17 protein-coding genes and 1 tRNA gene are annotated in these 24,658 nt (G+C 44.2%); 11 read left to right on the top strand and 7 right to left on the bottom strand.

Annotated features, from left to right (window positions below):
• Window positions 1-212: 212 nt before the first annotated feature.
• Window positions 213-1,223, top strand: coding sequence for a hypothetical protein (locus ACRBG0_RS00090; protein ID WP_431484899.1), 1,011 nt, complete (start codon window positions 213-215; stop codon window positions 1,221-1,223).
• Window positions 1,224-1,248: 25 nt separating this feature from the next.
• Here the strand turns inward: ACRBG0_RS00090 and ACRBG0_RS00085 are convergent, their stop codons facing one another.
• Window positions 1,249-3,090, bottom strand: coding sequence for a hypothetical protein (locus tag ACRBG0_RS00085; RefSeq protein WP_431484898.1), 1,842 nt, complete (start codon window positions 3,088-3,090; stop codon window positions 1,249-1,251).
• Window positions 3,091-3,833: 743 nt separating this feature from the next.
• On the opposite strand from ACRBG0_RS00085, the gene ACRBG0_RS00080 reads away from it, so the two are divergent.
• Window positions 3,834-4,532 carry a DUF4386 domain-containing protein gene (locus tag ACRBG0_RS00080; RefSeq protein ID WP_431484897.1) on the top strand — a complete coding sequence of 233 codons (699 nt, stop codon included), beginning with the start codon at window positions 3,834-3,836 and terminating at the stop codon, window positions 4,530-4,532.
• A gap of 66 nt (window positions 4,533-4,598) precedes the next feature.
• Here ACRBG0_RS00080 and ACRBG0_RS00075 read toward each other — a convergent pair.
• Window positions 4,599-4,670: transfer RNA gene (locus ACRBG0_RS00075), tRNA-Arg, on the bottom strand.
• 144 nt (window positions 4,671-4,814) lie between these two features.
• Here ACRBG0_RS00075 and ACRBG0_RS00070 point away from each other — a divergent pair.
• The 5 genes from ACRBG0_RS00070 to ACRBG0_RS00050 all read left to right on the top strand — a co-directional run bounded on the left by ACRBG0_RS00070 (window position 4,815) and on the right by ACRBG0_RS00050 (window position 13,206).
• A complete protein-coding gene (locus ACRBG0_RS00070; protein WP_431484896.1) occupies window positions 4,815-5,501 on the top strand; it encodes a TapB family protein in 687 nt (228 codons plus the stop codon).
• A gap of 136 nt (window positions 5,502-5,637) precedes the next feature.
• Window positions 5,638-5,838, top strand: a complete 201-nt coding sequence (locus ACRBG0_RS00065) for a hypothetical protein (protein ID WP_431484895.1) — start codon at window positions 5,638-5,640, stop codon at window positions 5,836-5,838.
• Between the two features lie 180 nt (window positions 5,839-6,018).
• Window positions 6,019-6,771: a LytR/AlgR family response regulator transcription factor gene (locus tag ACRBG0_RS00060; RefSeq protein ID WP_431484894.1), complete on the top strand. Its 753-nt coding sequence runs from the start codon at window positions 6,019-6,021 to the stop codon at window positions 6,769-6,771.
• A 341-nt stretch (window positions 6,772-7,112) separates the two neighbouring features.
• Window positions 7,113-10,136, top strand: coding sequence for a histidine kinase (locus ACRBG0_RS00055; RefSeq protein WP_431484893.1), 3,024 nt, complete (start codon window positions 7,113-7,115; stop codon window positions 10,134-10,136).
• 10 nt (window positions 10,137-10,146) lie between these two features.
• A complete protein-coding gene (locus ACRBG0_RS00050; RefSeq protein WP_431484892.1) occupies window positions 10,147-13,206 on the top strand; it encodes a histidine kinase in 3,060 nt (1,019 codons plus the stop codon).
• 15 nt (window positions 13,207-13,221) lie between these two features.
• Here the strand turns inward: ACRBG0_RS00050 and ACRBG0_RS00045 are convergent, their stop codons facing one another.
• Both ACRBG0_RS00045 and ACRBG0_RS00040 read right to left on the bottom strand, forming a co-directional pair.
• Entirely contained in the window at window positions 13,222-14,703 is a 1,482-nt protein-coding gene (locus ACRBG0_RS00045; protein WP_431484891.1) for an oligosaccharide flippase family protein, read from the bottom strand.
• 6 nt (window positions 14,704-14,709) lie between these two features.
• Complete coding sequence (locus tag ACRBG0_RS00040; protein WP_431484890.1) at window positions 14,710-15,666, bottom strand: glycosyltransferase family 2 protein; 957 nt, start codon at window positions 15,664-15,666, stop codon at window positions 14,710-14,712.
• A 65-nt stretch (window positions 15,667-15,731) separates the two neighbouring features.
• Between ACRBG0_RS00040 and ACRBG0_RS00035 the strand changes: the two genes are divergently transcribed.
• Complete coding sequence (locus ACRBG0_RS00035; RefSeq protein WP_431484889.1) at window positions 15,732-16,541, top strand: sulfotransferase; 810 nt, start codon at window positions 15,732-15,734, stop codon at window positions 16,539-16,541.
• Here ACRBG0_RS00035 and ACRBG0_RS00030 read toward each other — a convergent pair.
• Entirely contained in the window at window positions 16,524-18,596 is a 2,073-nt protein-coding gene (locus tag ACRBG0_RS00030; RefSeq protein ID WP_431484888.1) for a DUF6923 family protein, read from the bottom strand. The two genes, ACRBG0_RS00035 and ACRBG0_RS00030, sit on opposite strands and share 18 nt — an antisense overlap.
• A gap of 138 nt (window positions 18,597-18,734) precedes the next feature.
• Here ACRBG0_RS00030 and ACRBG0_RS00025 point away from each other — a divergent pair, with 138 nt between their 5' ends.
• The 3 genes from ACRBG0_RS00025 to pulA all read left to right on the top strand — a co-directional run bounded on the left by ACRBG0_RS00025 (window position 18,735) and on the right by pulA (window position 23,062).
• Window positions 18,735-19,334 (top strand): hypothetical protein, encoded by a 600-nt coding sequence (locus ACRBG0_RS00025; RefSeq protein ID WP_431484887.1) that lies wholly within the window; start codon window positions 18,735-18,737, stop codon window positions 19,332-19,334.
• A gap of 144 nt (window positions 19,335-19,478) precedes the next feature.
• The gene (locus ACRBG0_RS00020; protein WP_431484886.1) at window positions 19,479-21,032 is read left to right on the top strand and encodes an asparagine synthase-related protein; all 1,554 of its coding nucleotides are present in this window, start codon (window positions 19,479-19,481) and stop codon (window positions 21,030-21,032) included.
• An 11-nt stretch (window positions 21,033-21,043) separates the two neighbouring features.
• Window positions 21,044-23,062 carry a type I pullulanase gene (gene pulA / locus ACRBG0_RS00015; RefSeq protein WP_431484885.1) on the top strand — a complete coding sequence of 673 codons (2,019 nt, stop codon included), beginning with the start codon at window positions 21,044-21,046 and terminating at the stop codon, window positions 23,060-23,062.
• Between the two features lie 324 nt (window positions 23,063-23,386).
• On the opposite strand, the gene ACRBG0_RS00010 is transcribed toward pulA, so the two are convergent.
• Both ACRBG0_RS00010 and ACRBG0_RS00005 read right to left on the bottom strand, forming a co-directional pair.
• On the bottom strand, window positions 23,387-23,860 hold the full coding sequence (locus ACRBG0_RS00010) for a hypothetical protein (RefSeq protein ID WP_431484884.1): 474 nt from the start codon (window positions 23,858-23,860) through the stop codon (window positions 23,387-23,389).
• A 169-nt stretch (window positions 23,861-24,029) separates the two neighbouring features.
• The coding region (locus ACRBG0_RS00005; protein ID WP_431484883.1) for an SPOR domain-containing protein at window positions 24,030-24,658 on the bottom strand (629 nt) is incomplete at its 5' end.

Here is a 24,658-nt window from a genome sequence, read left to right as displayed (position 1 = left end):
CTTAAGTGGTCTGGATATATTTACAGAAGCGGCTGTTATTCGTTAGGCTAATATAAAAAATAAATTCAGGGTTAGAGCTTTTCGCTCTCAATTACAATGAACTAGACATCAATTTGGGTTATCTTTACCTGCTGCGGAATACACTTGCTTGTGCGAGTAATTACTTCGGCCACATTGCACTATCCACTATGCAACGCGCTAAAACAAACGATATGAATAAGACCATCAACCTCAATAGGAACCTTATCAATTTTGGGATTCCATTAAGCCTTTTTGGCGTGCTTATCTTATTCATAAATTCTTCCTTTTTGACGGGGAGTAGCGACACGATTAACCTTGCAATTACAGCTGATTTGTTGTTTACTGTTCCGTTGGTTTACTTTCTTCTTATTCGGAAAACGGAGATCCCCAAGACAACGGTCGTCCCGGTGATGATTATTGGGCTTTTGATTGGTTCGTACCTGCTGCCACAAGACAGTCAAACCTATTTGACCATCTTTAAGGCTTGGGTTTTACCTGTCATTGAAGTTTCAATACTAATTTTTGTGGTCTTTAAGGTTCGTAAGGCGATCAAGACTTATAAAGGATTAAAAGGTGCTACACCTGATCTTTATAACACGTTGAAAAGTACGTGCAGCGAAATTCTTCCTACAAAACTTGCGGTGCCATTTGCGACCGAAGTTGCCGTCATTTATTACGGTTTTATCCATTGGAGGAAGCGGCCACTTCAAGACAATGAGTTTACCTACCACAAGAGAAGCGGCACGCCGGCATTGCTCGGAATATTTATTTTCATTGTTGGTATTGAGACCGTCGCCATTCATCTTTTACTTGCTAGCTGGAGCAACATCGCCGCCTGGTTTTTGACAACCTTGAGTATTTACACCGGTATTCAGCTATTAGGCTTTGCAAAATCGCTCTCCAGGAGGCCCATTTCTATCCATGAAGACCGTCTGTCACTCAAGTATGGCATTCTAAGTGAAGTGGAAATCTCCTTTTCAGACATCGATCATATTGAACTTTCAAGAAAACCCTTGGCTAAAGATTCCTTGTCGGAAAAGCTTTCGCCTTTAGGCGAAATGGAAAGTCACAATGTGATCATCCACCTAAATCGCACCTACGAATTGACGAGCCTCTACGGAAAGAAGAAAACCTTCAAAGTGCTTGGTTTGCATATCGACCAGCCGAAAATATTTAAGGAGAGGGTGGATGAGGGCTTGTGATTTTTAGAAAAACCAGCACCTGCTCCTACCTCCCCAACGCCTTCAAAACCCGCTCCTTATCAATCAGCACATCTCGCATAAGTAAGGAAATTGGAACGGTCTTGTTTCCACTCTCCTGGCATACTTGGTAAATGTCCAGGAGGGTATCTGCTGTAATGAGGGAAAGATTGAGTTCATAATCGAGGCCACATTCATTCACGAAGTCATCTGTGAATTCTGGGGCAATCAGGAAGAGCTTCTTGACAATCAGACTATTCTTCTCCGCCAAGGCTTTGTAGGCCTTCATTTGGCGTGATACAGCACTGTATTTATTATACCCGCGCTCCTTGATAGACTTACACTCTATGACAATGACCGACTCGTCTTTGTCCTTTAGTAGGATATCCATCTTGTCTTTGGCAGTATTGATCGTTTTTCTAAGATCATCCGCGATGGTGAAGCCGAGCTTTCGGAAGATGGTCTTTGTCACCTCTTCAAATTTGATTCCAAGATCAGCTTCTTTGATATCCAATCCGTTCTCTACAAGTAAGTTGTAGTTGCGCATGGCAATATTTACGTAGTTCTCAATGAAGAGATTTTCTACATCTTTGTATTGAGCCAGGATATTCTGCACCTCACTACCTCGAGTAGAAATAGATTGTGCTTCGCAAAATTGCTTTATTTCCTCATCCTCCATCAAGTAGAGGATGTCCATCGGTTTGATGTTGTAATTCAATAGAAATTTAGCACCCAAAACATCTTCTTCTTGTAGTTCAAAGGCTGTTTTAATTTTCTTCTTGAGCGTTTTGTTCGTCCTAGCCAGATCCTGCATTAACTTATCGTAACCACTGATGGATATACTGATCGCCCCATCTCTTTCTTTGCGTTCGAAGTATTCTATCAAACTACCAAGCTTCGCCTCCATCGTAGACCCTTTGATACGCTCCTCTATACTTAAACGCTTTTCCACTAACTCATTGACAAAATTCTTCCGATCCGTTTTGCTCACATCATCTTTAAAAATGCCATTAGAGATAGCTCCCCGGAAGCTAATGCCTTCATCGATAATCTCTTTTATTTTTTCTTCTCTAGAGAGTTTCCAGTTGATATTGTGCTTACGGCTGAGCTGATTAATCTGGCTGTCTTTCAGCTGCTTAAGCACTATACGGAAAATCTTATCAGGGATTTCCTTACCTCTGATTTTCCGGAGAACGCGAACAACCTCATCTGCTACATAAATTTGATGGTTCTTTCTGGAATAAAAAATAACCCCAATACCGGTAAGGTATTTAATGATTTCATCAACATCTAACTTCTCGAGAGGGAGGATAGAATAATTGATTAGCTTTATCTCTTCGTGGGAAAGCTCTAGCTGGCGTGCAAGAGTTACCAGGATCGATTGCTCATCATTGGTGATTTTGTTCTCCTGATTGTTTTCTCTATCGTTATGATAGGCCGTTTTAAGGCATTCTGAATAGATACGGTAATCTCTCAGCCGCCCGTCTGTAGCTTCTTCCTCTAAGAGGGCTTTAAAGTCCTTGAGCTTACTCTTTATTTTCTTGATCTCCTTATCGTACAATTGCCCCAGCCACTCTCGCTTCATCAAAGAATTACCGTCTCGATTAATGATATCGATGAGGATATCCAACTGAGTCGTTGTATTTAGAAATTCCTCTCTTACCAACTGAGAAAACTCGTCCTCTACAAGCCCCAAAACAAGGCCCACACTCGCACTGTCGGCATTTTTCAACCGACCATCCAGTTGATTAAGGATTTTGTCTACTTCCTTGAAATTCTTAGGCTTTTCAGAAATGATATTATCAATGCACTTGAGAAATGGGTTTTTCTCAAAAGAATTCAGGTAATTAAGAACGTGCTCTAGTTTCATGGTTATCCTAACTGCAGCGGCAGAAAGTAAATCGTTGACAACAAAACACTATATACCATGACAAGTATAACCCATCAAAAAGTAATTAAGTGATTGCAATCAATAACCGCCTGGTTATTAAAAAAAACAAAATATATAAGAATGTTAGTTATATACACCTCTCTCCTACTCCACCTCTAGAGCTCTTCCAGTTATACCTTATCCGGTATACCTGTGTTTCAAACGGTCACAATTATTTTAGGGGACGAGAAATTGAGACTACACAATTTAGAAAAAAATCAATAACAATTTTAAATTGATTCTTTTTAATTTATCGCGGCCTTGTATACCAAACTACTTTTATTCTCGGTGCTTACCACATACCGTAAAACGTCCAGAGATGGACGCTGGCTTCTTTATTCTTTTGTTAATCTCACCAAAAACGGCCCCTTCCAAAGCAAGAAACAACTCCGATTCGTCGATTAATCCATGAATTACATCTGACAACTTCTAAGCGCTAGTAGAATCCCGAGTATTAGGTCAATAATTTATAGATCATTCACACGATCTTGTCGAACCTTTGAGGGAGGTATTCTTCCGTCAACACTGCTAAATTATCAAGCCAAGGTAAAAACAATGAACTCAAATAAAAGGAGAATGTTCAAAATTGTGTGTTTCGCGCAGAGCCGCAGAGCCCGCAGAGATTTTTTATTACTGGTTATCAAGTAGATACATTTCGGCAATTATTCATCAGACACACATTAATGAACAGTCTCAATAAAAGGGCAGCAATAATTGCCGGTACACTAATAATTCTTGGGATGATTTCAGGGATTCTAAGTATTGTTCCTTCTGTTGAAGGAACAGACTATCTAACAGAGGTTTACCCAAACAGGAATCAAGTACTAACCGGAGCTTTATTCCAGTTTCTATTGGTCCCAATCTATATCGGATTTTCACTGGTACTTTACCAAATCCTTAAGGATTATAAAGAAACCCTTGCCCTTGGTTTTGTAGGATTTCGGTTAATGGCAGGCGTTTTTCAGCTAATAGGGGTGATCTTGCTCCCACTATTTATCTATTTAAGTCAGTTATACCTAAACTCAGCACCTTCAGACTTGGCGTATTTTGAATACTTAGGCAACCTATTAAAGCTGTTTCGAGATCTAACTAACCATCTAGGCGTAATGCTAGCGACAGGGCTGGGGAACCTAATTTTATACACTATTTTCTACCAAGGAAATTATATCCCTAAGTGGCTGTCTGCCTGGGGAATATTGGGCAATGTACTTATCATGTCAGCCAGTTTCTTAATCTTATTCCAGCTAACGGAAGTTGTTTCAACGACATATATTCTCCTTACAATACCTGTAGTTCTTCAAGAAATAGTGCTAGCCATTTGGCTAATCGTAAAGAGACTAGATTTGTCTATTGTAAATTTAGAAGATGGGGATATAGTCTAGTAGCTCGATGTGAGGCGTTTAAAAACAAAAAAGCGCAAACCAGCACTATACTGACTTACGCTTTTGTGATCCCGGGTGGAATCGAACCACCATCTTAGGCTCCGGAAACCTATATACTATCCGTTGTACTACGGGACCGTTCCGATGCTGCTTTTTTAAGACAAGTAATTCGGGGAATTAGTTCCTCCGTTTAGCAGCGGGCACAAATGTAGAGTTTCTATTTTACAATTGAAAGCCTTGATCACAAAAAAAGACCTATTTTTGGGGTGAAATTTGTTGTCCTTGAGAAAACTACTCACCACCGTCCTTTTAATCATTGGCGTTTCCCTCTCCGGGTTGGCCCAAAATGACTGTAGTAGCCTTGCCGAATTCCCCGTGGACCGGCAATGGACTTATCAATGGTATGGTGCTAATGAAAAGCCGAGTTTCCGCACCTTCCACCGAGTTTTACCACAAAAAACGGCTGACCACAATCAGTTGGAGGTCGTGATACTCAATGCTTTTCAGGATACCGTCTACCGTGGGCAGTATGAAATCAGGTGTACCGAAAATGGGCTGGCCCAAGACCTGCTAGCCAAACTCACCCCCGATATGCTGAGCTCGCTGGCAGGATTTGAGCTGCGCACTGAAGAAAACGGCTGGCTCCTCCCCAAAGGCATCAGCTCCGGCGACAGCATTCCTCAGGCTTATTCCCACATCACGGGCTACAGTCAGGGAGCCAAAGTTCTGGAAATCGACCTCGCTATCGGCCCCGTGCACATTCTCGACCAAGAAGACCTGAGTACCCCAGCCGGTGGCTTCCCTTGCGTAGCCATGGCCTACGAGCTATGGGTAACCCAGCTGGTACGCAAACGCTTCCGACTCCGCGACTGGTTTGCACCCACAGTCGGCGTCATCCGCCGCGAGGTCTTCGACCGGAATGGAAAATTCTTTGGCTATTGTGAGTTGGTGGAGTTTTTGCCGGGATAGGAGTTTGTTAGATGGTTGGGTGGTTAGCGGTTTGGACCTCGTTCTAAAAGTAGCCATCGAAGTCCGTTCAACGACGAGGGCCAACAGGACAATTCAGTTCGGCGACATGAAGAAGTAAAAAATCAAATATCGGAATATGGCCCAACGATTTAAGATATTGAATGCTTCGATCAAAGCTTCCTTCGTATTAGACGATGAAGAACCTGTTGTATTCGAATTCGATGATTTCTTTCAAGAGTTGGAAGGGATTGTTGGTTTTAAATTAGATGGCTACAGTAGTGGGCTTATCAAAGTTGATAGGAATAGGAGGTTACAAAAAAAGCTAGGATTTCTGTAGAAGGTGAATAATATCAAAGACATTTTGATTTGATGTCTTTAACCTGCAGCGAAGGTTAAAGTTTAGTAATTTATCTCAAATTCTCCTATCTTGCTTCGCTTGGCTAGCCGCAACTTGCTGCTGCCTACCGTAGAATGATTTTCTCTCTGCGCTTCGGTTAATCCCAAGACATAAACTAGTATGAAAAACAGTTTGAGGGCTCTCCTGGTCGACGATGAAACGACAGCCCGTATTACCCTTTCCCGCATATTGAAGATGTATTGTCCGGAAGTCGAAATTGTTGGCGAAGCGGGCAATATCATTGACGCAGGCAAGCTGATCCAGCAACTGGAGCCAGAAATCGTCTTCCTTGATATTCGTATTGGCCAACATACCGGCTTCGACCTACTGGAGATGATCAAGCAGCCAAGCTTCCAGCTGGTGTTTGTCACTGCCTATGACCAATACGCCCTTCAGGCCTTCGAATACAGCGCGTTGGACTATCTACTAAAGCCCATCGACCCAGATCGTCTTATCTATGTGGTACAGAAATCTATTAAGGAGAGAAACAACCATCAACTCTCTGGGCGCTTGCAGGCCATGCGTAATGATTGGGATAAAAATGAACCCGAAACAATTGTAGTCAACAATGACCAAGGTTACCATTTCATTCCATTGTCTGGGCTGATGAGACTTAGTTCCGACCGGGGCACTACTGCTTTTCACAGTGAGAGCCAGCCGGTGATAACGGTCGCCAAAAACATTGGCGAATTTGCAAAAATGCTACCTGAGAGCAGCTTTTTTCGTTGCCATCAGTCGCATGTTATTAATTTAAGGTGGGTTTCCAGTTATTTATTTCAGGACGGTGGTACAATCATCATGCGCGACAAAACGCCGATCCCTTTAGCACGTGCCAGAAGGGAGGATTTTATTAAAAGAATAAAAAAATTCTAGGTGCTTTTAAAAACCGATTAAGTAGCAACGTTTCAGCTGTTACTTAATCGGAACCTAATTTCAAGAGAGAGCTTAAATCTTTTGAGAAAGCGCGTTTTGTAAGCATTCGTCAAAACATCAAATAATCCTCCTGCTTACTTCTCAAATGTAAGTTGAAAAAAAATATACATTCTCTTTATCTAATATTCGGAACTTACCATCTTGAATTCAGAGCCCATCATCTCGAATTCTGCAAACCACTGCTTTAGGTAAAGCATTCACTGCTCAGTGTTCCAAAAAAGATTGCTTATTTTCACCGTGTTATTGCGCAAAAACCACTTGAGCATTACTTACGACAAACAATGCACAGCTCTCTTCCCATATCAGGCTTAAAACGCCTCCTTTGGTTCACCAACCTGATCCTCTATTCCGGGTTGGTAGCTGCGCAATCAGTTCAGCCTTTTTCTTTTAACTACACCACCGAAGACGGCCTGCCCAGCTCCGAATGCTACGAAATACTACAAGATAAAAAGGGGTACATCTGGATATCTACCGACAACGGCGTCAGTAGATTCAATGGCGACGAATTCAAAAACTATGGCACGAAAGAAGGTCTTTTGGATAAAACCGTACTCTTCATGCACGAAGACCATCGCGGTTGGATTTGGATGAATACCCTTTCGGGTAATTTCTATATTCACAGAGGAGACACTATTGCTGCCTATGAACACAATCACATTTTTCAAGAATCCAGGACTGATTATAATTTAGTACACAATTTCATTGTAGACAAGGAAGGTAATTTACACGCCTCCCTTATGTATAAATCAATAATTAAAATTACGCCACAAGGCGAAGTTTCTGATTGGACCCTTCCTTTGAAATCCTCGCTCCAATTTGGCCTTTACGAAATAGATGAAGGTTTCCTCCAAAACAGTACCAGAAACGATAAAATACCTTTTTCAAATTTCCATTTTTTGAGTTTTAAAAGTACCATCGCGAAAAACTACCAAACAGAAATTACTTTAAACAGTAGCAATTTCACAGGTGCAGGGGGTAAAACCTCTTATTTTTTCAAACTCGGAGGCCAATACTTTTTCAATTACAAAACCAATAACATATTCCTGGACCAACACTTCAATGTCCAAAGGAGTCAGCCGTTTCACCACGGAACAATCAATTGCATCCTGGAGTCTAAAACAGGAATGGTTTATATTGGTTTTTACGAAGGAAGAGGATTGAGGGTATACAACAGTAAAGAAGATTTCCAAGTAGACCATCTTGCATTCAGCTTGTTCGAAAACTACACCATTAGCCACCTTTTTGAAGACCAATCCGGAGGTATATGGGTAGCCACTACCCAAAAGGGAATATTCTATATCCCCTCCATTCACCACAAAATTTTTGATCTTAACATTGCCCCCGACCAATACAAAGGTATCACCTCTACCTACCCTCATCAGGAAGATTTGTATATCGGAACTAAAGAAGGGAGGTGGTTTAAAATTCATCAAGAAAAACTACAAAAAGAGCTCCCTCCTTTAGCTAATGCTTTTGATTTATTAATGGTAGAATACGATCAAAATTCACAGACATTACTAACCAGTGCTCCAATAAAAATCTTCAAACAAGACGCCTGGCATACCATTTACCATCATATCAACGACACGATCACCTCCACCACTGTAGCGATACACGGACTGATCGATGACCTACCTCCTACAGCTGATATTACAGGTTATTCCCATGTTTATCTGTATCAACTTACATTGGGAGAGGAAGACGAGGAAAATACACTCCAGCAAGTCCTCTTTCCATTTGATATAAAAAATATCAACTGTGCTGCCGGACGTGATTTAGATCATCTTTGGGTCGGCTCAAGAGCAGGTCTTTATCAGTTTTCACAACGAGCAAATACGCTCTTACTATTCAACGACAGTCTTTTGCATAATGAGCAAATCAATGCCTTGGAATTACTGCCCGATGAATCCTTACTGATTGGCACTAAACGAAAAGGTTTATTGCATTATAAAAATGGGCAATTGATTAATCCTTCCTTCAATGAGGAGATGGCAAAACATCCCGTTAATAAAATACACACGGACCCCGAAGGGAATATTTGGGTGCTTAATCGAACCGGCATCTTTAAAATCACTTACCAGGATACTTTACGGCAAACTTACTTCCTGTCTCCCAAGAATGGTCTTTCCTCTCTGGATATCATTGACATTGCTTTTCAAAAAGATCAACTCTGGACTTTAGATCCTCAACAAATCAATATTTTCCCACTTTCGTTGGAAAACAGGTATCATCATTTAGAGGTGGTCATTCAAACTATCATTGTCAATGAAGAAAATGTTCCTGTTGCCTCCCACAAGCAAGTACCTTACGCAAGTACGATCAATATCAACTTCTCTGCGCTTAACTTTGCTGCTTATCGCCCCAACCGATTCCGGTATCGATTATTAGCAAATGCTCCATGGGTGGAAACTAATGAACCCCGCCTTACCTTAATTGATCTTGCTCCTAATGCGTATACCTTGGAAATTCAGGCGTTACAAAATGATCAGCAATGGAGTCCATCAACCTCCTTATCGATTGTAGTCACACCTCCTTTTTGGCAACGAAGCTGGTTTATCATCTTAGGACTAGCATTGGGCTTGGTGTTTATTTACTGGTTATTCAAGCGCAGACTCAACTTATTAGCCAGAGAACAGGAACGACTAAAACTTAAAGAGCAAGTCACAGAACTCAAACAACGTGCCTACCGTGCGCAGATGAATCCGCACTTCATTTTCAACTGCATGAGTACCATCCAGGGAATGATTATTGGCGATAATCACGACCAGGATCAGGCTGTAAAAATGCTTGCCAACTTTTCTCGATTGATTCGAATGTCTTTAGAGTTTTCGGAAGCAGAAACCCTGAGTTTAGAAGAAGAAATAACCCTTTTGGAAAACTATTTGTCACTCGAACAAATTCGCTTTAATCACAACTTTTCCTATGCTATTGAGATTGACCCTGATTTAGATCCTGACTGGATTAGGCTTCCGCCAATGCTCGTACAGCCTTTCGTAGAGAATGCCGTCTTGCACGGAATGGAGAAAAAAACTGGTGATGGTAAAATCGTCATCCAGTATGAATTAGCGGAGGAAAGCTTACAAGTGAAAATTATAGACAATGGGCCAGGAATCAGTGCAACCAAGGCTCAAAAACATAAAACCCAAAGCAAATATCAGCACAAGTCACTAGGCATGACAATTACCCAGCGGAGATTGGAGATTCTCAATAATGAAGACTACAACTTCCTTATCGAAGAACCTAAGGATGAGCACGGTAATATTGTCGGTACCACCGTTACGATCAATATTCCAGTCTTTAGTTAATCCAACGGCTATGACATCACTACACGTTAACATCTTCCCGCGCTTGCTATTATCCCTTTTGAGCATCGGGTGGAGCTTCATCGCAGCTGGACAAAATCCACAGCCTTCTTTTTTTCATTACACCTCCGCAGATGGCTTGCCTAGTTCCGAATGCTACGAAATTATTCAGGATCGAGAAGGATACATCTGGATATCCACAGACAATGGTGTGAGCCGTTTTGATGGCTATGAATTTAAAAATTACGGCACGGAAGAAGGACTACTAGACAAAACCGTATTGGTGATGAAAGAAGATCACCGGGGCTGGATTTGGCTCAGCACTTTTTCAGGTAATTTTTACATTGTTCAGGGTGATACCATCGTGCCTTATGCTCATAACGACGTCCTTCAGCAGATCAGAAGTAAATATTACCTGATTGAAAACTTCGAAATCGATGAGCAAGGAGAAATGCTAGTGGTTATGAAGGGATATAATATTGGCAGAATTGATAAAAAAGGAAAACTGAGTGTTTTCTTTAACACCACAATCGAAGAACAGGGCTACCATTCCATTTACTACGCAGAGGCTAGTAACACCCCATATTATCTCTCTAGAGAATTGAATGATTCCGAAGAAGGAAAAACTTATTTCACTCAAAAATATTGGGATAACAATCTACTCTTTTTTCTGGTTTATCATGGACTAAACCCAACTCCTCTATCTTACCATTTCCCCGTAGACCACTCTGATCGCCCACAACAAGGAGCCGGTAGTCGCACCAATGTCCAAGCGCTCACAGCTGGACCACTTATCCAAAATTTCGACTCCCTTTTCCATATACCTGTGCAAGGAGCACCTGAATTTTTGACGGGTCGATCGCCCGATTTCATCAATTGCGTTTTCAATGATAGCGACGGCAGCATTATGGTTGGTTACAACCTGCTGGCTGGTCTCAAACATTACGCTTCCGTAGATCGGCTTCTGGCACATCAGCCCAGTGCTGTTCTACTGGAAGGATACACAATCACCCACGTGCTCAAAGATCGCTGGGGCGGGCTGTGGGTCGCTACCCTCGAGGATGGTATATTTTATGCCCCCGTCCCCGAAAACTTTACCAATACCGTTGACGCCAATCAAGAAGGTGGTATTCTTAGTGAAATAGTGATCAGCAAAAACGAAGGCATCATCGTGGCTCAATCTTCCGGAAAAGTCTATACAGTGAAAGAGGATTTGAGTTTGCAGGAACATTCTTTCATTGAAAACGTGAATAGTCTAAACGATCTGGTGGCCTTTGATTCCCTACCTATCTTTAGTACTTCTCCACTTAAATACTGGGACAATGGTGTTTGGACGGAATACCAACGCTATTATGAGGTCAATCGAATGATGCGGGGTATTGGTTTAAAAAAAATAGAACCCTCTCAGCAAAGCAATCAATTTTGGGGGATACATGCGATGCGTGGGCTCTTTAAGTTTTCCTACCAAAACCAAAAAATCAATATTGAAGAAAACTTCCCTCTGCCAGGTAGTAACAAAATGACTGCTCTTGCAGAAGATTTGCAAGGCAACGTATGGCTAGGAGGCTTAGACGGATTATTTAAACTGGCGGGAGATAATACCCCTCCCATTGCCCAGGAGGGCCATCCCATTTACAGGGAAAGAATCGAAGATATTCAACTGCTGCCCGGCGGAGGGATCGCAGTAGCTACCCGAGGAAGTGGCATCTACCTTCAACGAGCAGACTCGCTCATCATCTGGTCGGTTGCCGATGGGCTTAGCTCTAACACTATCAGTCATCTACACATAGCAGACGGTATTTTGTGGGCAACAGGTAACAAGGGGCTCAATCGCATCCCCTTAGAGGAAGGGATTACGGCTAACTACATCTTCACCCGTAAAGACGGGCTGCCTAATGAGCATATTAATGATCTCGCTATTCTGGGGGATTACATTTATTTGATTTCTCAAAATAACATTACACGAATCAGCCAGCAACCTCCCACTGTAATAGCCCCCTCCCCTCTTTACATTGATAAAATATTCGTTAATGGGAAAGCGTACCCTCCTACCCAATTGCAACAACTCGACTGGCAGGAAAATAATATTCAGTTGGATTACCATCTTTTGGATTATTCACAAGACGGAAATATACAATATCGCTTCCGCTTAAATCCTCAAAATGAATGGTTCACAACTGTTAATAACTCCATGGACTTGCTCAATCTCAATCCCGGCAACTATCAACTGGATATAGAAGCTAAAGGCAAAGTTGGTAACTGGATTGCGGCGGCACCAATAGTCATCAATATCTCTCCGCCCTTCTGGCAAACCATCTGGTTTTTCCTCATCTGTACCTTGGGAGCATTAGGGATTGCTTATTCGTTTTTCACTCGCCGATTACAAACCCTTGCTCAAGCGCAGGAACGCACCAATTTACAAGAGCAAGTCACCCAACTTAAACAACAAGCCTACCGCGCCCAGATGAACCCTCATTTTATTTTCAACTGCATGAGTACCATTCAGGGAATGATTATTGGTGACCAAGGAGAACAAGATAAAGCCATTAGAATGGTGACGAGTTTTTCCCAACTTATCCGTTCTGCGCTGGAATTTGCAGAAGAAGAGACGGTTTTATTAAAAGAAGAACTCAAGCTTTTGCACAACTACCTGGCGCTGGAACAACTGCGGTTTAACCACAGTTTTACTTACGAAATTAACGTTCCCCCTACCATTGAGGCCGACTGGGTGCGCGTGCCGCCCATGCTTATTCAGCCCTTTGCAGAAAATGCCGTCCTCCATGGCATGAGAACAAAAAGTGGCGATGGGAAGATCATTTTATCTTACGAATTAATAGACAACACCTTGCGTGTAATCATTGAAGACAACGGCCCGGGTATTAGCGTAACAAAAGCCGAAAAAGCTAAATTTGCCAGTAAATACCAGCACAAATCGTTAGGCATGACCATCACACAGCGTAGGTTGTCGATTCTAAACAATAACCAATTTGAATTAAAAGTGGAAGAGCCCCGTGATGCCAATGGCAAAATCACAGGCACCAAACTGACGGTCTACATTCCGCTTTCTCAATAAATTAATGTGAGGTTTCTATTTTCTCCACGGAAGTTTATCGAGCATGTCACGCGCCTCCGGCACCAGCTTAAAGCCTAAAATACCCAAACCGAAGAAAACGACGATCAACAATGATCGGACCACCAAGTCTACCAAAAAGTGATAAGAGATACTTGCCAGCTGGGCTTGCGCCCCAAAAACAACAATTCCCAGCAGCAGTATTCCCAATATCTCCCAACTAAAAGGGTGCATCTTGTAATAGCGCCAAATCAAGCTTTGGTAAATTACGTTGGTCAACATAATCGTACTCGCTGTAGCAATAGCCGCGCCAGTGATCCCCATCTTCGTAATCAGTAAGTAATTGGCCAAAGCATTCAATACCACCGCAAATACTTTTACAACCAAGTCCCAGCGAAAGCGATCGCTCAAATTGAGAATCGTCACGTTGTACCCATTCACACAATGGATCAACTGGCCAATACCCAACCAAATCGCTACAGTAGTGCCATCCGCAAATTCGGGCCCGATGAGTAAAACAGCATTGTCTAAATTAGCAACTATGCCAATAAAAATCAAGAGTGCGATGGCAAAAGCCCCTCTTGTTGAGCGTTTATAAATATCCTGAATTTGAACTTCGTCATTGTCTTTCCAGGCTTGCGCAATTAGTGGCGTCACAATTTGCCGGACGGCCTCGTAAGGCATGATAATGATGGTCGTAATAAAGTAAAATATGCTGTAGACGCCATTGGCTTCAAAACTCAGAATAGCCGGAATCATAATGCTGTCAATGCGGTTAATCAACTGATTACCAACCCCGCTGAGCACATTAAATAAATTATAACTCCCCATTTCTCGCAGACGCTCGGTGGGATAGGCCGGCCAATCAATTTTGAGGTGCCACTCCCCCATTCGCTTTAGATAAACATAGGCTCCAAGGACAAGAATCCCTTGTTTCAATACGATCAAAAGTAGAAACTGATCCACCGTCAAGCCTCCAAAATAAAACCAAACGATCAGTGCTGTGGTAATCACTCTGGCTACTAAATCCTTGAAGAACAAGGTAATACTGGGTCGTAAAAGCGCCGTAAGGTAAGCAACCAGGATATCGAAGGAAACAGAAAGGGTTAATAACAAAGGCAACAACCAGTAACTACTCAGGAGGTATTTCTCATTATTATCCGAGCGAAACCATTCAATAAAATAGTCTTTCCCTCCCCACAAAATCAGCAACATGAGTAGTAGGCCGATATGAGCTACCAAGAGGCTAAAGCCCAAAAATCCGGAATGCAATTTTCCTTTATCCCGATAAAACGGAAAATACCGAATAACCCCCGACCTCATCCCCAAGCTAGCCAAAGTAGCTAGCACAGCAGCTGTTGGAAAAAGCCACTGAACAAAACCATAAACCTCGGGGCCCAAAATACGAGGGTAAAGCAGAATGCCATTTAAAAAGCCTAACAAGACCCCTGCATACATCCAGATGCCTGCCTTCAACCCTTGTCTTTGAATTACCCCCATAGCTGCTTATTGACCAGTGGTATCTTTTTTTATCATATCCTGAACGAACTGATAAAGATAATTGCTTTCCCTGCGGCGGCGAATTTCGGCTAATTGCCCCAATAATTGTATATCTCTTCGCCAAAATGTTGGCAAACGATGACCGTTACCAGCGCGAACCGTTATCCATTGGGTGTGTAAAGCAACAATGAATGCTTTCAAAAGTGATCCGCCCCACGACCGGCGTGGGTCTTTCAACCAGCAGATCAGCATACCCGTTCGTACTTGCGCAGCTATCCAGTCGGCACGCTCTCCTTTCGCCGAAAAGTTGGAGTGCTGGTGGCCAATTCGCGCCCGAGGCACTACTAACAATGGCGTGTTGTATTCATAAAGAAGGCGCTGAAAAAGCTCCGTATCCTCACCGTATTGTTTAAAAACGGGGTCAAACCACGGTTTATCGACCATTCCTGTAGCACGAAAAATAACACAGGCTCCATTGATCTGTGTATAATCGACAGGGTAACTCAGTTTTAGGTCACCTCGCTCCAAGTCGGTAGCCAGACCGGTAATTGGCGCTACGTAATGGTGATAAGTTTTTTCGCTGATATGCTGTAGGGAAAGATCATACGACAATGGTGCCGCTGCTGTTGCTAGCAAGCAATCTTCCATAGCTTCCACCAGATGGCTGATGGTATCTGGTGCCAAAACAGCATCCTGGTTAAGGATCATCAGATAATCGTGCCCGTCAGCTAGTGCTTTGGCCAAGCCTGCATTGCACGCACGACCAAAACCAATTCCCGCAGGTAGCGGCAGACGCGCTATTCCTTGCGCGTTTACTCCAGCATAAGGTTCAGGGCTATTATCCGCCAGATAAACCGTCTTTACCGGATATTCAGAAGCTTGAATGCTCGCCAAACATCCTTCTATAAAATCATCTCCCAGGTAATACGGAATTACAAGACCAACGGTTGGTGGTATTTTCAAAATTTTGAGCTTACTTTTGCGACGAAGTTATAACCTTCCTTAGTCTTGAACAATATTTATGCTACATGATTGATTCTTCCCCTGTGCTCGTCTTGTTGGGTATGCACCGTTCGGGTACTTCCTTAACGGCCAATTGGCTTCATCATTGTGGCCTTCATCTTGGCGACAGGCTACTGACCCACGACGAGAGCAACCCCACTGGGCATTATGAAGACATAGATTTTTTACAACTTCACAAAGACATTCTGGAAGATAATAAAACGGACTACACCTACGCTGGTGAAACTCCTTTGCAACTTTCTGCCTATCATCGCGCACGGGCCAAAGCCATGGTGACCTATAAGCACCAGCTGCACCATCAATGGGGCTGGAAAGAACCAAGAACCTGCTTGTTTATTGAGCTTTACCAGGAGTTACTACCACAGGCCAAGTACATCGTATTGGTTCGGCACCCGGACAAAGTAATCAACTCGCTCATGCAACGCGACTGGACTCGCATCCGTTTGAGCTTGCGCGATCATCCGTTAAAACGTTGGTACAAAAGCTATTTACTGATAAAAAACAGGAAAGTCAGAGCACTCCGCTATGCAAAAGCATGGAAATATTACAACGAGCAACTATTAACCTTAGTAAAAGCTCTTCCGGAAGAAGGTTATTTTTTGGGAACCACCGACGATGTAAAAGAGCATTCCGCTAGCATCTTCCAAAGGCTTACCGCTTTCGGATTCAAATTAGAAAACTACCCCATTTCCTCCGTGTTGATCAAAAGACCTCCCTTGCCCAAGGAAAACTGGGTACTCCCTGATGCTTTAAACCAAGAGTTGAAAGAATTATACACCTCCCTGCTGGAATTCCGATCAATTCACCAGGTGTAAATCGCCTTCTAAAAACACTTGCTTACCAGAACTACAGGTATAATTGAGGTAATACACATAAACACCTGTCTGTGCGGGCCGACCTCTGAACGTTCCATCCCAGGTAGATAAGGGGCCATTGAAATCAACATCATCAAGTCGATAAAGATGTTCTCCCCAACGAGAAAAAATATCAAAACGGTCAATGCGCGCTCCCGACTTGCCAGGAAACAAAACGACCTCATCATTCACCCCATCTCTATTCAAAGGACTAAAGGCATTGGGAATGTACAACTTCTGAGGAGGAAATACCTCCAGCAGCAGCAAACTGTCACATCCTTCACTGCTCGCTCCCTGCAATAACACCTCATATTCACCCGGCTGCTGATAGCTCACCCCATCCACCAAAACCGACTCTTCGCCACAAAGCGTAATTGCTGCCGTTCCGATGGCAGGTGGCAATGCATAAAGTTCCAAATAAGTGACCGTATCACAACCGGAGGTAACAGAAGGAGATAAAAACTGATAACTACCTGCACCCAGCAAAGTATCTTGCCAGGCATACGACTCCCCTGGGCAAAGGAAAGCCTCCAACAGCAGCTCTACCTCTTCGCGAATGCTTACAGTGAGACGAAAAAGCGTATCGCACAACGCTGGGTCAAGCGTTTCAACGAGGTATTCAAATTCACCTGCCGTATTGATCGTTTCCCCGCCAAAAAAGAGGCTATCTCCTTCACAAAGAAAGGCTTCGTTTTCAACAAGCACTTCTCCATTTGTCGGGTTATTGAGGGTTGCCCTGGTAGGATCATTGATTGCTACCGTGGTTGGATCATCGGATAAAATCTGGTCGCCTAATAGCGCGGGGAGGCTTTCTATGATCGCTTGGCTAGAGAAGTCTCCTTGCACATCCGTACTTACCGTAATTTCAAAACGGAGGGTGTCTCCGTCAGCGATGCTAAAGTTATCGTAAATCAGTAATTCTTCCCCTATGCCTGTTCCCGCAGTAGCGGCTACTCCCATCGGATTAGGCGGGACAATTTGCGCAATAACGGTTCCCGCAGGAAATTGGTCTCGCAAGCGTAACCCGCTTAAATTTTCATACGCTTTGTTAATAATCGTTACGGAATACGTTACGCTTGTTGATTCACAACCATAATTTACGCCTTCTAACTCCTTGACAATACTGAGGGTATAAGGGCAAGAACAGCCATCGTTCCCTACCGCTGAAGGGCCAGTGCCTACCAGCGTGGCAGCTCCTGTTTGGGCATCAATAAGTACCATTCGGTTCTGGTTAGGAGAGGTGCTAGGGTTTACATTGGTAGCACCATAGCCATAGAGTTCTCCCTGGTTATTGAAGAACATGGCTCCGATATGTTGAACGACATTGGGGTCGGCTGCTCCTACGGTAAAAACATTACCGTAAGTGGGACTGTCGGCATCCATATCAATCCTTAACAAATTATTCTTGGTAGCAACGGGTTCTGGAGGCGCGCTCACTACGTCGTAAAATCGTTGGAAGGTAAAAGCTACATTCGCGTTGCAGGGATCAAAAACGATATCGTCTAATGCGATAGTTACCGGGCCAGAATTGCCTGTAGAGGGGTCCCAGCGCAGTGGCAACTCCTCTAAAAAGTTAAAACTTGGCGTAACTTGATAGATAAACAAAGAATTCCGAGGACGTTGATTGACAACGAAACGCCCATCTGATGCGACATCACCTGCCCCCGTAATCCAGCCGCCTTCGGATACCACTACCGGCTCGGTACCCACCGTTGTCACTTGTCCATTGGCTGCAATTCTAATAATGTCGCCCGTATTCCGCCGGACCCCATAAATGTAATGATCCAAGCGGTTAAAACCGATAGCATTGATCCAGGCGTTCGCATTAAAGACGGTATTAAAATTGACCTGATCTTCCGTCGCTTCTACTTCATAAAAGCGCGTAAACGAAGGATTATTTGATTGATAAAGAGAAATGAAAAATTGATTAGTACATTGGTGAGGTTGGCCAATAAGCGATGGCAAAAAGAATAACATACTCACCAGTAATATACAGGAGAAAAAGAGGGTTTTCATTTTGAGAGTGCGTTATTTATTAACTAAAAAGAGAGAGAATCTAGTAACTTTAAGCGTTACAAAAAGCGCTTAGCATAACAAAGGAACAGCACGAAAATAAAACGCGATTTTGTTTTATGTGCAATACAAAGATAACCAATGAATCATCACTACCGAGTCTTTCCTTTTATTTTTGCCGCACTCCCATTTCTTGGCTTTTGCCAAGAATCGACGGCACCACCCATCTACTGGCAAAACCCTTCTTTTGAAGGTGAACCCCAAGACGCTACCGTCCCCATCGGCTGGCTGGGCTGCGAAGCGATGACTACGCCCGACATCCTCCCCGGCGTTTGGGGCATCTACCAAGAAGCCAATGATGGTGACACCTACGTGGGCCTCATCACCCGCGCCAATGGCACCTGGGAGAGCATCACCCAACGCCTGCCACGTACCATCGGGAAAGCAGAATGCTACGTATTCGGCCTCGACCTCGCGCGCGGCGCTACCTACAGCGGCTACAGTAGCCCCCTAAAAATACGCATCTGGGGCAGCACCGACCGCTGTAGCAAAGACCAGCTCCTCTACGAATCTCCCCTCATCGAGCACACCTACTGGAAGCAACACCGTGTTGAGTTCACTGCCGAACAGCCCATCCGCTACATCATTTTTGAAGCTTTTCACAAAGAGGGGCCATTTCGATATCCCGGGAATATCTTGCTGGATAATTTGACACCAATTCAGGTTTGTCCGCGGGCGTAAGGGCAGGATGTTCAATCTGACAGTAAAAGGAGTGTGGCACTTTTGGGACCAGTATTCACGCCCCGCATTAAACCAGCCAGATTGGAAATCCAAGGGCGTAGGGCTCTGAAACCCCACTCCCACTTTCTTCGTAATTTAGCCGCCATGATCAACGTGCAAATCAAGCAACAAAAACGGGTTTGGCATTCTTTGTCTGATGGCTGGTGGACCGGGCATGTTCATTACCAGGGCCAATGGCTTTTGCCTAAAGAGGTGGAGCAATTGCTGCTAAAAGTAGATTCTTGTGAAGCGCTAGCGGCTTTGCTGCAAGAGTGGAACGGTTCTTTTGCACTCATTTGGACCAAGGACAACCATACTTACGCCGCCACAGATATTGCGCGCACGATTCCGCTATTTTGGTCGGTACGTGAAAAGGAAGTCAAACTGACCAATCATTTATTGCCTGCTGACGGGACGCTTTTACAAATCCACAAAGACAAGGCTTTCGCCCAAACGGAGTTTATCCCTGGGCATACGACGCTGCTCCTGGGTTGGCAACAGCTACAGGCAGGCGAGCTTCTGGAAATCCACAACAATCGCTGCTACCTTCATAATTATTTCCCGCACCAGCGACCAGCTCCTTTTACGGATTCGCCCTCGGTGCTCAAACAACGGTTCGGCCAATTATTAGAAGATCAGATCGACCGACTCATCACATTTGCGGCAGGCCGAGAGATCGTCATTCCACTCAGTGGTGGCTATGATTCTCGTATTCTGCTGACCATCCTCCAACAAAAGCAATACCCTGCCCTCAAGGCGTTTACTTACGGACAGGAAGGAACTTGGGAAGTAGAAATCGCTCGTTCGGTAGCTACTCAATTAAGAGTAGATTGGCAATTTGTACCTTACACCAAAGAGGTTTTGCAACAGTTTGGCGACCAAAACTGGAAGGACTTTACAAACTTCGCTGGCAACCTCAGCAGCATTCCTCAAGAACAAGATTATTTTGCCCTACGCTTCTTAAAAGCATCGGGTTGGCTAAAAGAAGACAGCATCATCTGCCCCGGTTATTGTGGTGATTTTCAAGCGGGGAGTTACCTGCCCGAAGCGACCTTCTCATTTAGCCCCGACAATCTTAAAACCCTACAAAATTTCATCTATCAGCGTTTTATCCGCTACCCCTCCCCCACGCTCCGCCAATTATGGCAACCTTACTTTCCCCAGGCTGAGGTCAGTAACAAACATGATTACGTAAGTGAACTTGAGCATTGGGTGCTACGGGAATACGTCAGCAAGTTCATTATCAACGGTGTTCGGGCTTACGAATGGTTCGATTGCAATTGGTATCTTCCGCTGTGGGACTTGGAGTTCATTCGTTTTTGGCAACAAATCCCCAACGGATTACGCATAGACATGCAAATGTACCGCGAGGTATTGGAAGACAATTGGTTCCGACCTAAGCAGCTTATTTTTCCAGAAGATCAAAAAACAAAGCCACTATTTAAGCCTTTGGCAAGTTATCTTCCCTTAAATTTGAAGCGGCAACTCAAAAAACTATTGCCCACTAAGCCACAAACCAATATCAATGGGCTCCACCAACTGGTTCCTATGATACAAGCAGCCTTAGGCTGGCCACAACTTGATCTTACCAAGTCGGTCAATGAAATGATTGGATATTGGTATCATCATGAAATTACCAAAGCATCAAACAACCATTAACCTTTGCCTATATGAAACTAGCTGTCATCTTTATCCAATCTATGGTACTAACCTTACTCCTTGTAAGTCTGGCCGCCTGCCAAAATGATACTGCCGTGTCCGTTTACGACAACTACAACGATTACCCTGTTTACGAAGGCCAGGATTTGGGACTTCAATACAGTCCATCCGCCACTACCTTCAAGGTTTGGGCCCCTGCTGCAGAAGCGCTACAAGTCAAACTCTACGCCGAAGGTATTGATGGAGAACCGCTGGACAGCCTCGCACTCAAGCTTGGAGAACAAGGCGTATGGTCGCTCACGGTAGAGGAAAATTTGCTAGGCAAATATTATGCCTTTCAAGCCAAATACGATGGGCAATGGAACGCCGAAGTAACCGATCCTTATGTAAAAGCAGTAGGTGTAAATGGCCTACGCGGGCATATCATTGACTTTCGGTTGACCAATCCTAAAAACTGGGACGATGACCAGCGGCCAGCCCTCAATAATTTCAATGAAATCATCATCTACGAGCTACACGTACGAGACATGACTATTCATCCTTCTTCCGGCTCTGGCTATCCCGGCGAATATTTCGGGCTCATCGAAGGTGGCACTAAATCGCCAGATGGAGAGACCACAGGGTTGGATCACTTCAAGGAATTGGGTGTCACACACGTTCACCTCATCCCCGTTTTCGATCACCGCTCTATAGACGAAACTCGCCTGAACGAGGCGCAGTACAATTGGGGCTACGACCCACTCAACTTCAACGTCCCGGAGGGTAGCTATTCTTCTGACCCTTATGATGGCGCACGTCGTATCAGTGAATTCAAGCAGATGGTGAAAACTTTCCATGACAACGGCATTCGGGTTATCCTGGATGTGGTTTACAATCACACCGGGCAAAGCGAAGAATCAATTTTCAACCAACTGGTGCCCGGTTATTACTATCGCCAAAATGCAGAAGGCGGCTTCTCTGATGCCAGTGCTTGTGGCAATGAAACGGCTTCTGAGCGCGCCATGTTCCGCAAATACATGGTAGAATCCATGCGCTACTGGGTAGAGGAATACCACATGGATGGTTTCCGGGTAGATCTGATGGGCATCCATGATATCGAAACCATGAATACTGTAGCCGCCGAGTTACATAGCATCGACCCTACCATCTTCGTTTACGGCGAAGGCTGGAAGGCAGGCGATAGCCCACTGGACGAAAAGCAACTGGCCGTAAAAGCCAACACACCACAACTTACAGGCATCGCCGCTTTCAGTGATGATGTTCGCGATGCCATCAAGGGGCATGTCTTCACTCACGATGCGACCGGCTTCATCAGCGGCAACGAAACACTGAAAGAGAGTCTGAAATTTGGCATCGTAGCCGCTACCCAACACCCCCAGGTTGATTATGGCGACATCAACTACTCCGAGGCAGCGTGGGCTCCTCAGCCAGATCAATGTATGACCTACATGAGCTGCCACGATAATCATACCCTATGGGATCGGCTCACCCTCTCGCGGCCAGAAGCCACCGAGGCAGAGAAAATCCAGATGCATAAGCTCGCCGGCACAATTGTGCTTACCAGCCAAGGCGTAAGTTTCCTCCACGCCGGCGTTGATTTTCTAAGAACCAAAGACGGCGTTGAAAACTCCTTCAACTCTCCCGATGCGATCAACCAGATCGACTGGAGCCGCAAGCATAAGTACCGCGAGATTTTCGATTACTTTCGTGAACTCATCGCTATCCGCAAAGCACACCCTGCCTTCCGAATGACCAGCACTGCGGATATCCAGAAGAACTTGGAATTTATAGATACCGATGACGAGAACCTTGTTGCCTATACCCTCAATGGAGCTGCCGTAGGTGATTCATGGAAACGTATCGTCGTTGCCTACAATGGCAAAGACCAAGCCCAGGGCATCGAAGTCCCTAGTGGCAATTGGAAAATCGTTGTCGACGGTGGTGTCGTCAATACCGAAGGCATCGGTCAGCATAACGGAGGGATGATTCCCGTTTCGCGAAATGCCGCCTTGATTTTGGTGGAGGAATAGCAGATCACCTACGTACTGTTTGACGATAAGAATAGTATTTATTTTGGGCCCTTGCCCGCCCTTCGGTTGGCAACAGGTTGTCCATAGCTATAAGTAAAGGCGCGATGCATCGCGCCTTTACTTTATAACATTCCCATCCTTGGTCTTCTCTTCCGATCTTCGATCGGAATGCGGTGTGCCCTATGCACTGCATTGCGCACCTAAAGAAACATCACCGTACGACGTCAAAGCAGATCTCTAAAATTGACCTCAGTAGAGGTCATAGATGGATAGAACCATGTTTATCGGAATGAAAAACGACACTGAATGAGGTCGAATACCAGCTTAAGCTGATTTTCCTTTCTGCATAGCTTTGAACCTATAAAAGCCCAAGCCAAGTCCAGCTAAAATCAAACCTAGTCCAATTAAGAGTGTAGAAGTCCCCCCTTCGTATTCGTCTAATGACGCAAGCTCCGCCTCTGGACTTGCAGCATTAACCATAGGGTCTGATGGCAAATATTTAACGCTTATTGTTGGCTCCGTTGGTGGATCATTGAGCGTTTTCAGGCCACTGTATTCTTTTCCATCAACTTGAAAAGTATACCCTACTTCATAGGTCGTAACCGGAATTCTAGCAATTTTTACTGTTTTTTCTGTGTACTCGTTTTTTAAAAAGCCAATCGTTTCTTCGCCTTGAGCTACTAATTGTTCGAGGTTGCTCCTTTTTTCTTGCGAGCCGCCTCCAAAATAATCTCGTGTAACCTGAATCCCCATTACAAATAATATAACAGGTAAGAGAAAGCTTAAAATCTTGGTCATACTAAAATTTTAAAATGGTTAATGAATGAAAAATGTATTATTAACCTTGTTCAGAGAGGTTGTTTTTTTTGTACAGAGAAGCATTAAAATTCACAGCGCTTGTTCCGAAGTTTTCTGAACAAGCTCAAAACATACCATTACCAAGTGATAAAAAGCCTACACTAAAGAACTATCTCAGCGACTTACCATCACGCGATAGCAAAAAGGCATTTTCAGCGTAATCTTTGCGTACTTCTTGAAGGACTTGCTGTAGTTCTGCTTCTGTAGTAAACCGAACACTAACACCAATCCGAGAGTTCCCGCCTTCCTTTCGAGAAACCGGCGCATAGCCATCTTCGGAAAGTCGTTGCATGAGTTTTTGCACATTGTCCGGGTTGCCGAAAAGGCCTACTGCTATGACTGCAGTGTGTTCTTCGGCAGCTATGGTTGGTGCTTCGGTATCGAGATCATTCATATCCTCTTCAGAAGGAGCTGAAGGGAGCTTCTCGGTCGTCGTGTTATCATTTTCAGCGACGTCCTCTTGTGCTGGAGGTGTGCTTTTTGAAGGGCTGGCATTTAATCTTTCCTGAGGTACTTCTGCAACAGGGTCAGGTACAGAGGGGCCAGGCCGCAAAAACATAAGATAGATAGCCAAAGCAATGATGGCCAAGCTTAGGCCCAGCAACCAGGTCAAATTATCCTGAAACCATTTGGCAATACCACCGGCAACTTGATCGGCTCTTACTCCCGCAGCTGACGTAGGTTTAACTACAGGTGTAGAAAGAGCACTTGTCTGGGGCTTACTTGCAGGGATTTTTT

This window comes from Lewinella sp. (assembly GCF_050633125.1).
Taxonomy (GTDB): Bacteria; Bacteroidota; Bacteroidia; order Chitinophagales; family Saprospiraceae; genus Lewinella.
The sequence above is the reverse complement of the archived record's forward strand: the minus strand, read 5'-3'. Positions and strand labels throughout refer to the sequence as shown.

Bases quoted from the DNA above. Each gene is read 5' to 3' on its own strand.
- ACRBG0_RS00090 (WP_431484899.1), top strand. From the start codon at position 213: ATGAATAAGACCATCAACCTCAATAGGAACCTTATCAATTTTGGGATT.
- ACRBG0_RS00085 (WP_431484898.1), bottom strand. From the start codon at position 3,090: ATGAAACTAGAGCACGTTCTTAATTACCTGAATTCTTTTGAGAAAAAC.
- ACRBG0_RS00080 (WP_431484897.1), top strand. From the start codon at position 3,834: ATGAACAGTCTCAATAAAAGGGCAGCAATAATTGCCGGTACACTAATA.
- ACRBG0_RS00065 (WP_431484895.1), top strand. From the start codon at position 5,638: ATGGCCCAACGATTTAAGATATTGAATGCTTCGATCAAAGCTTCCTTC.
- ACRBG0_RS00060 (WP_431484894.1), top strand. From the start codon at position 6,019: ATGAAAAACAGTTTGAGGGCTCTCCTGGTCGACGATGAAACGACAGCC.
- ACRBG0_RS00055 (WP_431484893.1), top strand. From the start codon at position 7,113: ATGCACAGCTCTCTTCCCATATCAGGCTTAAAACGCCTCCTTTGGTTC.
- ACRBG0_RS00050 (WP_431484892.1), top strand. From the start codon at position 10,147: ATGACATCACTACACGTTAACATCTTCCCGCGCTTGCTATTATCCCTT.
- ACRBG0_RS00045 (WP_431484891.1), bottom strand. From the start codon at position 14,703: ATGGGGGTAATTCAAAGACAAGGGTTGAAGGCAGGCATCTGGATGTAT.
- ACRBG0_RS00035 (WP_431484889.1), top strand. From the start codon at position 15,732: ATGATTGATTCTTCCCCTGTGCTCGTCTTGTTGGGTATGCACCGTTCG.
- ACRBG0_RS00030 (WP_431484888.1), bottom strand. From the start codon at position 18,596: ATGAAAACCCTCTTTTTCTCCTGTATATTACTGGTGAGTATGTTATTC.
- ACRBG0_RS00025 (WP_431484887.1), top strand. From the start codon at position 18,735: ATGAATCATCACTACCGAGTCTTTCCTTTTATTTTTGCCGCACTCCCA.
- ACRBG0_RS00020 (WP_431484886.1), top strand. From the start codon at position 19,479: ATGATCAACGTGCAAATCAAGCAACAAAAACGGGTTTGGCATTCTTTG.
- pulA (WP_431484885.1), top strand. From the start codon at position 21,044: ATGAAACTAGCTGTCATCTTTATCCAATCTATGGTACTAACCTTACTC.
- ACRBG0_RS00010 (WP_431484884.1), bottom strand. From the start codon at position 23,860: ATGACCAAGATTTTAAGCTTTCTCTTACCTGTTATATTATTTGTAATG.